The following is a 10950-nucleotide window of genomic DNA, read 5'->3' on the forward strand; positions in this document are numbered from 1 at the left end:
GTCAAGTCATTCATGAAACCAGTCAACCCTTCCACAAAAGATAGGGCTTCCATCCATTGGTTGTCGACCTTGCTGGCTTTACTCCATGCTTACTTTTCGTGGCCACGGCAAAAGCACTTATTTATAGCCCTAACCCTGGCGTTACCCACTTACACATATGCAACCCACATTGTTGGCGGGCAGCTCGAAATGGTGCTGATCAATCGTACACCAGGGCATTTTCGGGTAAAAATGACCTACTATTATAATGAAGCGCAAACGGCTAACCTTCCGCAAGCCACCAGTGATGTGGTCATTTTCAGGAAATCGGACGGAAAAAAAATGGCGGAGTTTATCCTCCTGAACAGCACAAGTACCAACCGTCCAGCTGTTCCGTTCGTTAATGCAAATTGCGCGTTAAGTAACAGCCTCCGTATTAGTCAAGTTATTTATCAAGCTGATATTCAACTCGATGCCGATGCCTACAGCGACCCGCTGGGCTATTACATGATTCAGCAAAACTGCTGTCGTAACGCGAACGTCGCAAATCTCAATAATCCGCAATCGACTCCTTTTCTCTTTTACCTGGAATTCCCGGCGCTCCGGCAGGCAGGTCAGGCTTTTGCCAACTCATCGCCCGTTTTCCAGCCTCTTGTCGGCGATTACATTTGCGTGGGTAGTCCATTCACATTCGCTACCGTAGCAATCGATCCCGATGGAGATGAGCTTCGCTACTCACTGGTTACGCCTTTGGCCGGAACCTTTATTATCAGCACCAGTACACCCGTTATAAAACCGGCCCCCTACCCCGAAGTTAACTGGCGTGCCGGTTTCGACGCACAGCAGGCAATACCCGGTAACCCATCCTTGTCGATAAATGCCAAAACGGGTATTCTTTCGGTCAAAGCCAGCCAAACCGGTCTTTTTGTCTTTTCCGTTCGGGTCGAAGAGTTTCGGAAAGGGATAAAAATAGGCGAGATTCGCCGTGACCTGCAACTGCTGGTTCTGGACTGCCAGCTGGCGGCTCTACCAACCCCCGTCATACGCATTCAAAACCGCCCTTCAACCAGTACAACAGCTACCGTATGCGCGGGCAAAACAATTCAGCTGGAAACAACAGCGAACGTAGCCTGGAATTACCAGTGGAGCAAAAATAACATACCTATCGCCGGAGCGACCAGTGCTAAATTAACCGCTTCGGAACCGGGGGAGTACAGGGTCGCCATTTCACTCGCTTCGGGATGCAGCCAACGAGTAAGCTCCGAAAAAGTGAGTCTCAACGATGCTTCCGTAATGGCTAACCTTACGTATACAGGCGCTGCGTTAGTTTGCAAAAGTGGCGGTACAGTTCCTATAGCGGCACCATCAGGTTATGGTTACCGCTGGTTTCGGGATGGGGCCGAACTCAGCAATCAGACGGGAGAAACGCTTACCGCTACCCAACCGGGGCACTACAATGCGCTCCTGTACGATGCGGCTCAGGGCTGTATTATTAACACCGATACGATAACCGTATCTCAGCGACCAGACCCGATAATTACCCTGACGTCGCCTTCGGCCAAAACCGTTGTTTGTCCCGGCGACTCCGTACAGCTGCTAGCCAGTGGAGCAACTCACTATCAGTGGTATGTTAATGGCCTGCCGATCGATTCAAACAGTAAGCCCTCTTTCTATACGAAAACGCCGGGCGAAATCACGGCAACGGGAGTCGATTCGGCGGGTTGCGAAGCCACCTCTTCGCCTTTCATTCTCGGGCAATCGACGAAGCCGGTAATCACCTTCGATTCCATCCCCCCGGTTTGTGGTACGGACGGCCCACTCATTACGTTAAAGGCCAACCCGGCAGGCGGATCATTTTCGGGCGATGGCGTAACTGGCAATCAGTTCAATCCGAAACGGGCAGGTATTGGCCGACACGAGCTGACCTACGCGATTCAAAGCTCGGCTAACTCGTGTGCCGCCGAGTCCATCCGGCAACAGGTCGACGTAGTTATGCCACCTGGTGTCGACTTGCCCAACACGCTAACGGTTTACAAAGGAAGCACGGTCGATTTGGAACCCATCTTAACGGGCCAGGCCGTGCAGTTCTCCTGGGAACCAACCTTCTATCTCTCCGCTTCCGATCAGCCCTACGTGCAGGCGCTTAATGTACAGGACGATATTCAGTACACCCTCCGTGTAACCGGAAGTACGGGTTGCCAGGGGGCGGATTCCATCCGAATCAAACTCATACAGCCCATCTGGATACCGGATGCTTTTAGCCCAAATGGCGATGGCCTGAACGACACCTGGCAATTAATCGGAATTGATGCGTATCCTCAGGCAACGCTCACCATCTATAATCGCTGGGGCGACGTTGTTTACTATGCCGCAAACGGATACAATCGTGCTTTCGACGGCACCTCCGGAGATAAGCCGCTACCGACCGGGACGTACTCCTATATCCTCCTTCCCTCCTCCTCAACGCCCCCACTCAAGGGTTCGGTCTTGCTTTTGCGCTAATTTACTTTTCTTTACAATCAACAAGTAATATAGTTATTTATGTCAATTTTTGTAACCTATATATAATTGTTTAACACAAAAGCATAAATTTTTGACCGTTTAATCAACAAATCAATTAATTAACTTATTATTGTCTTTTCAAAATCAATTTCTCTCAATCATGTAGGGTTTTACCAAAGCCCCTAGAATAATTACATTTATTTGGAAATATGTATACTATTTTACAATAAATGAATATTTAAATCCTACATGTTGATTGTCAGCTTACTTCTTTAATTAATTAAACGTATTGTTATTGTCCAAAAAACAACGAATGATATATTTAATTAATGTATTCGTTAATTTAAATTTATAAATAAATATAAACCGTAACAAAATGAAAGTTATTCTAACTGCCATTTTAGTTGTTACCTCTTTTTATCACCTGTTCGCCCAAAGCTGCGATTGTGATATTACCATCTCGAAAGCAGCCATGTACGATGGCAAGGCACTGGGCTACAAACCCGGCCAGACAATCTGCATCGCTGCCGGTAACTATCCCTACCTCTACTTCAAGAACATAATGGGCGCGTCGGGTAAACCTATTAAATTCGTCAACTGCGGTGGGCTCGTTACGGTAGGCACCTCGACCGGCACAAATGGTATCCAGTTCTACGACAGCAAATTTGTCAAGCTGACCGGCTCGGGCGATAGCGACTATAAATACGGTATAAGTCTTACTAAAACCCCCAGCGGAGCATCGGGCATTAATGTGACGGGCTTTAGCTCCGATTTCGAGATTGAGCGCGTGGAGGTCTCGGGCACCGGCTTCGCCGGTATCATGATCAAGATGGACCCCACCTGTAACCCGGCCACCTGGCGGGGCAACTTCGCCATGTACAACATCAAAGTCCATGACAACTATGTTCATGACACCTACGGCGAGGGCATGTACATCGGCAACTCTTTCTGGAACAGCGGCATCAGCAAAAGCTGCGACGGCGAGAGCAAAGTCGTTTATCCGCACAACATTTATGGTCTAGCCATTTACAACAACCTAGTGGAGCGCACCGGTGCCGAAGGCATACAGTTTGCCTGTGCGCCGGACTACCGGGTGTATAACAACGTGCTCAATTACACTGGAATATCGCCATTTGCAACCTACCAGAACAACGGTATTCAGGCTTCGGGCGGCTCTTCAGGTCGACTCTACAACAACATCGTACAGAATGTAAGTGGCAACGGTATTATTATTCTTGGTCACTCCGGAACCAATACGATCTACAATAACCTGGTTAAGGACATTGGAGGCATAGGTGTTTTTTGTGACAACCGAGCCGGTACCCCAGCCGGTAACAACATCATATTCACTAACAATACCATTATTAATACGGGCAAGGAAGGGTTTGCCCTGTATAACAAACTGGATAAAAGCACCCTGGCCAACAATGCAGTGATCCAGTCGGGAGTGGGTAAATTACTGGGTATACTGCCGGGCGTCCAGGTAAACCAGTCGTCCAATTATTATGAAGCTTCCCTAAGTTCGGCTTTGTCGAACGGGGTATTTGACAGCGACTTTAAACCAGTATCCGGATCACCTTTGGTTGACAAGGGTATAAACAATGGCTATTGGGGCGTCAGGACGGACCTCGGTGGTAAAGGCCGTCCTAAAGGCAAGGGAATGGATATTGGTGCCTACGAATTTGACCCATCGGCTGGAGCTCGTCTGAGTGCCGAATTTGAAGGTGTCGAAGTAGGGGTGCGGCAGGTTCTTTCCTTCCCTTCGCCCTGCTTAAACGAAGTCTTTTTGCAATTGACGAATCAGGAATTAGCTATTTCTGAAGCCACCGTTTACACTGTCGACGGGAAACCGGTTACAACGATAAAACCAGCTACAACCACCAACGAGGTTCGGATCGAAACGGCTTCTTTGCCAACGGGTTTATATGTTTTTAAAGTCATTACATCGGAGCTTAATGTGCTGGAAGGCCGGTTCATTAAACAGTAAGTCAACTCCATTTAGCCAGTTAGAAAATTTAACAAATCTTCGACCAGAATTCTCAATGAGCTCATAAGCTAATCGAACTCGTCGATGACGATAGTAAAGGGGAGTAGCTTCCATATAAAGTTCTTATCTGTTTATATTGAATGCGGATAAAGATAAGGTGAATAATGGCTTTTTATAGATGATCCCACAGCAACAAACATTAGTCCGCTACGCAGCCATTAGTCCCGTTAAAGATAATGCACTGTACTGGCTGCCTATGGCTTAAAGATCTTCCGTTCCGGCAGGTACATAGCCATTTTCAGTATAGCTGTTTTTGGTTAGGATTACTTTTTTTGATAGCGTTGACTAGCTGTAGTTTACGCTCTATAGCTTGACATTCAACGCAGTTCATAAAGCGGCTTTAATTAGCAGCGTTTGGTTTGATGTTATACGTAAGCTTGGCGAATAAATGATTAATACAAAAGCGAATAGTGCATTTTTTTTCAAAAAAAGCCTTTCTGTACCTTTGTTTGCTTAGGTACAGAAAGGCTTTTTTTTAGCAGTAGCAACAATAAACTATTCTATTATAAAATCACGGGACACATTATTTGAATGAATATTTATATGACTAAACGAGGCACAAAAAAAGTATCCGGCAACCAAACCGCTGGTTAATTAAGGAAACTTTTCGACCGCTGAGACTCAAAAAAAAGTCATCATATTTCCAGCCTTCTGAGTATTAGTGCACAATAAAACTTCCTTATTCTTTGATATAATTTTATCTTACTATTGAAAAAAAACACGCTCAATCAACTATTGAAATTTGATACACTTTTATACTGATTCTTTATAAAGTTACTAGCCCACATTTCCTTTTATCAGCTAAAGGTAAACTCGTGATAGTTTATACTTTTTCTTCCCAACTTGCCTGTTATTTGGCTTGCATCACTTGTAATGAGTTTATCAGTACCAGCCTCACCTACCGACAAGCGTGCACCAGTGAGCGTGTAGGCTCGCCCTATCAATAATTTACCACGCCACCACACTAACTTATCCATTGAACAGTGTTGTTAAAGCAAAGAAGGCATTAACAAAGTGTTAACATGTTTCAGGACAACATATCTTCGTAGATGTTAATCACCAATTCCTCATGATTGATGTAAGCGGGCTGCTGTTCATGGTGTATCAACAAGCCCGGAACACATTACTTTAAACCTCATTTATGTATTCGTTAAACTCAACGCTTATGACTATTTCCCGTGTTTGCTTTGATCGTCAACCGCTATTCATCCGGCAAGGTGCTCTACACCTCTGGGGGGTACCATTGGCTCACAGGTCTGATATGTGTCGAAATCGCCAGTTGTATAGCTTCAATAATTTTTTTGCAGAGGTTTGTCACGATAAGAATGATGGAAGCCTGATTTGTATTTGCACCTTTACCAGACCTCAACGTCTGGCGCCTTATCTGGAACAAGTTAATCTTGATGAATTAGCCAACTTTAAACCCTTGTAACGATCGGATTAGGTGCTAAAAAAGACCATAGTATCTCCTTAAGTAGGGTGAAAGCTTTGCCTTACTTGAGGAGACGCGATGGTCACTGGGAAAGCAGCATTTTTATACTTGGCTGAACCGAAGGGCAAGTCTGAAGACCGTGACCCAAATCCGGCAAAACAGTTGCGCTTACCAAAGACGGTAAGTACTGGATGGACCGCTCTAGTGTAGCCTGGTAAGGATACATTTTATCCTGAGCACCCAGCAACAGGTAAAGTGGTGTCTGAACAGCCAGCAACTCTTCTTTAGGCAAGGCAAGATGCCACCAGGGAGTAAGTTGAAAAGTAGAAAAAGCGTTTACCTGAAAATCGATCAACAGTTTTTCCTGACCAGGAGGTAACTGGGTATACGCCGGACTAAAAACGACTTCCCGCAGAAATGACTGTACCGATTCGTAAGATGGCGCATGGGAGGCCAGCCAATAGTACCTCAACAAATAAAAGGAAAGAGTGAGTGACTGAATACCTGCCGGATTGATTAAGATAGCCTTCTTTATCAGTTGCGGAGCCATCCGGCAAACCTTCAGGCTAATCAACGCCCCCAGCGCGTGAGCAATCAGGGTGACGCGGCCAATGCCCAGTTGTTCCAATACCTGCTGTGCCCAGATACCGTATTCATCGGTATTAACGCCAGGGCTCAAACCATCACTGAAGCCTGGCTGTCCATTGATTTCGATTAAACAAAGCCGATAATTTTTGCTCAAACCGGCCAGACCATGATTGATGAGCCAGACCAAAGCACTAGTATTGAAACCGGGGAAGAATACCAGGGTTTCGTAAACCCGTCGTTTTGGGGTATGCATCCACACCACAGTTTCTCCCCATGTGGTGGGTATCGTAACCGACTCAAATGAAAGGCCATTTGACTCCTGCACCTGATGCGCCCACCGGGTATTGAACTCAGCAGCGTGGTGCGGATTTTTATAACGGGAATGACTGGCTGAGTTCATAAACGAATGGCATACTGGACAGTTGATTTGATTATCGATTCCTGTATACACTACTATTTATCGACTAGACAGGGGCGTTTATGCCGTAATAATTACTAAATAGCCCCTATTAAATAATTAGTATATTCTTCACGCAAGATAAATAAACATTAAAAGCCCATTTAAACTACCTATTAAACGGCAAGTAAATACGTTTCGGAAGGAGTCACTATGTACTACCTGCATTATTTTAAGCCTTTGCGCCGGTCAATAGCATCCCGAACGCGGGCGGCACTTTCGTAATCTTCTTTTTTTATAATTTTAGCCAGTAGTTCTTCCAATTCAGCCAGTGTATACTCGGCATAGGATCCTTTTTTATCGCGGGTTTTATCATCGACGAAATAACCCGACATGTCTACAACTTCAGTCGTAGCACGCAGTGGGCAATTGAAGCGAACGGCCAGAGCAATGGCGTCGGAGGGGCGGGCATCCAGGGCGAAACTTTCTCCCGAAGAGGTCAGGAGGCTGATGTTGGCATAGAAAATCTCATCCTGAACGCGGGTGATAATGGCCTCTTTCATACTGGCTCCCATCTGTTTCAGCGTCTGGTAGAACAGATCGTGCGTGAAGGGCCGCAAGGGTTGCATCTTCTCCATGGCTACGGCAATGGCCTGGGCCTCTGAAGCACCAATAATGAGCGGAATCCGTCGTTTGCCAACAACATCCTCCAGGATTAATGCGTAATTACCCGGCTTCGAAATGCTTTCCGAGAGGGCGATAATCGATAAATCAATCATCATGTTCAGGCGATCCATTCCGTTGAATAAACTGGCAAAGTTCACCCATGTCACCGAAGGGCGAAATCACGAAACCGTCGACACTTAATCGGTATAAATCCCGCTTTTCAACCTCGATCTGGTACCCATTTGCCAGTGTAATATGCTTACCGATATGGTGATGCACCGGAATTTTCATTTCGGCCAGTGCGTAAAGCACAAAATCTGTTTCGTTGTAATTTTCCATGGGAATGGTTTCTGGTTATTTGTTAATAGTAATTGGGGGTTCCTTAACGAATAACCGATAACTTAATAACCGGTAACCAACAACCAATTACATTGCGTTTTCATAAATAACCGTAGCACCGAGGCCAATACAAACTACCGACGATAGTATGACCAGCATGGTACGCACCCTTGGATTAGTTACCATGCGAACGGAAAAAGGCACGCTGAATGCGCCGGCTGCCACCATCATGCCCATGATGGAGCCAATGCCAAACAACCCGAGGTAGATCATACCTGCACCTGTTCCTTTAATTTGCGTCAGCACGGATAGGATTAAAGCCCCGCTACCCGCCAGCCCGTGTACCAGGCCCACTCCATAGGCTAATTTATGCGCGTGCCCTTCGTGTATTGGCGTATGTGCGGCTGTCAGTCCCTGGAATACCATCAATTTATACAGCCTAAGACTACCCAATGTAACCAGCATTAGGCCCACTCCTGTTTCCAGATAGCGAAAGTCGCCGGCCCGAAGGGTAAACCTCCCCAGCATAAAAACACTGCCCACCAGCAGAATGGTCGATGTATGCCCCAACCCCCAGAAAACGCCATCTTTCAGCGCCAGCCAGAGATTATTTCGCCGGGTAACGATCGTACTGACCGCCACTAAATGATCTGCTTCAAACGCATGGGCAAATCCAACGCTTAAAGCCAGAAGAAGGGGAAATATCGTTTGCATATGCGTTATCTTTAATGGCTATTGACCGCATTGGGCACCTAGCTTACCAAGTATGATACGGTGGTTGCCGGTATCAGCAATGACGATCCGGTTCCCGTCGGTGCTGATGGAAAATGGCCAGTATAGCTGCTTATCCGTACCGAAACGGGTGTTGGCATTCTCGCTGCCCGTATTGAAACCAGCATGACCGATCAGGTTAGTGGCCGGTTGATTGTGCTCGGTTGGTACCGCATCGAACCACAGAACCCGACTATTACCCGTGTCGGCAACCCATAAGCCGTCTCCGTAAAAATGTATATCATAAGTCCAGCTTAATGTCTGTTGAGCCGGGAATAAGCCGTACTGATTTTGTCCGTTACTCTCGAAATCAGCCTGTCCAATCAAAACATCGGCGGGTTGGTAGGGTGCCATTCGCCAGTTGTGCCAGAGTAGTGTTCGATAATATTGTGTATCAGCCACGGCTATCTGCCCTTCTGGCCCAAGCTTAACGGAATACGGCCAGATCGGATTCGCCGAATCATAATCCCGCTCCGTAAAATCCGGTTGACCAATTACGGCCGTTGCCGAAGCAAACGACTCGCTCGGAATAGAATCAAAAAAGAGCACCCGCCGATTCCCCGTATCGGCAATCCAGAGCCGATGCCCGTCGGACGTTACGCCATAGGGCCAATTTAACGTTCGCCCGGTGGGCGAAGCACCGATGCCTCTGGCATTGGGCTGATTGCTACTGAAATCAGCCTGACCCAACACCACATCGGCAGGCTGACCATGCTGCGTTGGAAAGTGGTTCCAGATCAGAACGCGGTGATTCCAGGCATCGGCCACGATGAGCCGCTCCCCATCCGACCACAGCCCCGATGGGTACTGCAAGGTGTCGGCACCAACGCTACCACCGGCATTTCGACCCGTTTCGACCGCATCTATCTGCCCCAGCACCACATCGGGTTCGGCATATTCCGCTGTCGGTAGCTGATTCCAGATAAAGACGCGGTTCTGGCCCGTATCAGACACCACCAGTCGCCCATTGACAGCAAAAACACCACGCGGAGCCAGAAACGGATGGCCCAGGCTCCCCCGAAAAACGGTGCTTGTTTCCATCAATGGCGAAAGCGTTGGTAACGACTGGGTTAATGACATGTCTGGTTAGTGATTATTAAGGTATTGGTTAGTAGGCTACTTATTTATTCAGGGTCCTCTAAGAATGGGCTAGCTATTACTCTATACCCATTAACAAATCCTTGGCAATTGCTCACCAACCAGCATGTTGACTACCCGGCGACCACCGATGCGGCTCGTTAACACAACCTGACCGGGATGTTCCGCTACGACTTCGCCAATGATCGCAGCCGACTGTCCATACGGCAGTGTTCGGAGTTGATGGACAAAGGCGTCCGCTACTTCGGGCGCCACAATCGCCAGAAAAACACCTTCGTTGGCCACATACAGTGGGTCCAAGCCCAGCAGTTCGCAGGCCCCGGCTACTTCGTCGAGTACCGGAATAGCCGCCTGCTTCAGGTCGATTCCCAGACGGGTTGCCCCAACGTTTCGGTCGCGGGCAATTTCGTTCAGGACAGTAGCCACGCCCCCACGAGTTGGGTCGCGCAGCAGATGAACCGCCGGACCAAACTCATCCAAAAGGGCCAATACAGCCTGATTTAAGGGAGCGGTATCGCTGGTCAGGGTGGTTTCGAACTCCAGCCCCTCCCGCACCGACATAATGGCCATCCCATGCGTAGCAATATTACCGCTAACAATGACCTTATCCCCTGCCCTCACGTTTTTTACGCTGATGTCGGCTTTCGGGTGCAGTTCGCCGATGCCGGAGGTATTGATAAAAATCTTATCGCCTTTCCCACGCTCAACAACTTTGGTATCGCCCGTCACGATTTGCACACCGGCCCGTTCAGACGCCCCTTTTATGCTGACCAGAATATCCCAGAACTCGGCCATGGTCAGGCCTTCTTCCAGAATAAATCCGAGTGATAAGTATTTGGGAACAGCCCCGCACATGGCCAGATCGTTGACAGTGCCATTAACGGCCAGTTCGCCAATGTTGCCGCCGGGAAAAAATACGGGCGAAACAACATAGCTGTCAGTCGTGAAGGCTACGCGCCCCGTCAGGTTCAGCATTGCGCCGTCGTGGTGCGTATCGAGCAATGGATTACTGAGCAGATCGAATACCCCCGCTTCAAGTAATTTATTGGTCAGTATGCCCCCGCTGCCGTGCCCGAGCGTAATGATGTCGAAATCGAGTTTCGGCATTGGACAATGAAGTTGCATAGATGT

General features: G+C 47.8%; 8 protein-coding genes. 2 read left to right on the top strand and 6 right to left on the bottom strand.

Going from position 1 to position 10950, the window contains the following annotated elements; genetic code table 11:
- The first annotated feature begins 12 nt into the window (after positions 1 to 12).
- Both ACYVJM_RS09380 and ACYVJM_RS09385 read left to right on the top strand, forming a co-directional pair.
- Positions 13 to 2481 (top strand): gliding motility-associated C-terminal domain-containing protein, encoded by a 2469-nt coding sequence (locus ACYVJM_RS09380; protein ID WP_461147961.1) that lies wholly within the window; start codon positions 13 to 15, stop codon positions 2479 to 2481.
- Between the two features lie 376 nt (positions 2482 to 2857).
- Complete coding sequence (locus ACYVJM_RS09385; protein ID WP_461147962.1) at positions 2858 to 4468, top strand: right-handed parallel beta-helix repeat-containing protein; 1611 nt, start codon at positions 2858 to 2860, stop codon at positions 4466 to 4468.
- A gap of 1574 nt (positions 4469 to 6042) precedes the next feature.
- On the opposite strand, the gene ACYVJM_RS09390 is transcribed toward ACYVJM_RS09385, so the two are convergent.
- The 6 genes from ACYVJM_RS09390 to hypE all read right to left on the bottom strand — a co-directional run bounded on the left by ACYVJM_RS09390 (position 6043) and on the right by hypE (position 10926).
- A complete protein-coding gene (locus ACYVJM_RS09390; protein WP_461147963.1) occupies positions 6043 to 6948 on the bottom strand; it encodes an alpha/beta fold hydrolase in 906 nt (301 codons plus the stop codon).
- A 224-nt stretch (positions 6949 to 7172) separates the two neighbouring features.
- Complete coding sequence (locus ACYVJM_RS09395; protein ID WP_461147964.1) at positions 7173 to 7742, bottom strand: bifunctional nuclease family protein; 570 nt, start codon at positions 7740 to 7742, stop codon at positions 7173 to 7175.
- A complete protein-coding gene (locus ACYVJM_RS09400) occupies positions 7717 to 7950 on the bottom strand; it encodes a hypothetical protein (protein ID WP_461147965.1) in 234 nt (77 codons plus the stop codon). Before ACYVJM_RS09400 ends, ACYVJM_RS09395 begins: the two co-directional genes overlap by 26 nt.
- Positions 7951 to 8037: 87 nt before the next feature.
- Positions 8038 to 8664 (bottom strand): urease accessory protein, encoded by a 627-nt coding sequence (locus ACYVJM_RS09405; protein WP_461147966.1) that lies wholly within the window; start codon positions 8662 to 8664, stop codon positions 8038 to 8040.
- Positions 8665 to 8682: 18 nt separating this feature from the next.
- On the bottom strand, positions 8683 to 9801 hold the full coding sequence (locus ACYVJM_RS09410; protein ID WP_461147967.1) for an NHL repeat-containing protein: 1119 nt from the start codon (positions 9799 to 9801) through the stop codon (positions 8683 to 8685).
- 90 nt (positions 9802 to 9891) lie between these two features.
- Entirely contained in the window at positions 9892 to 10926 is a 1035-nt protein-coding gene (gene hypE / locus ACYVJM_RS09415; protein ID WP_461147968.1) for a hydrogenase expression/formation protein HypE, read from the bottom strand.
- Positions 10927 to 10950 lie beyond the last annotated feature (24 nt).

The sequence above is a fragment of the Spirosoma pulveris genome, from assembly GCF_054781875.1.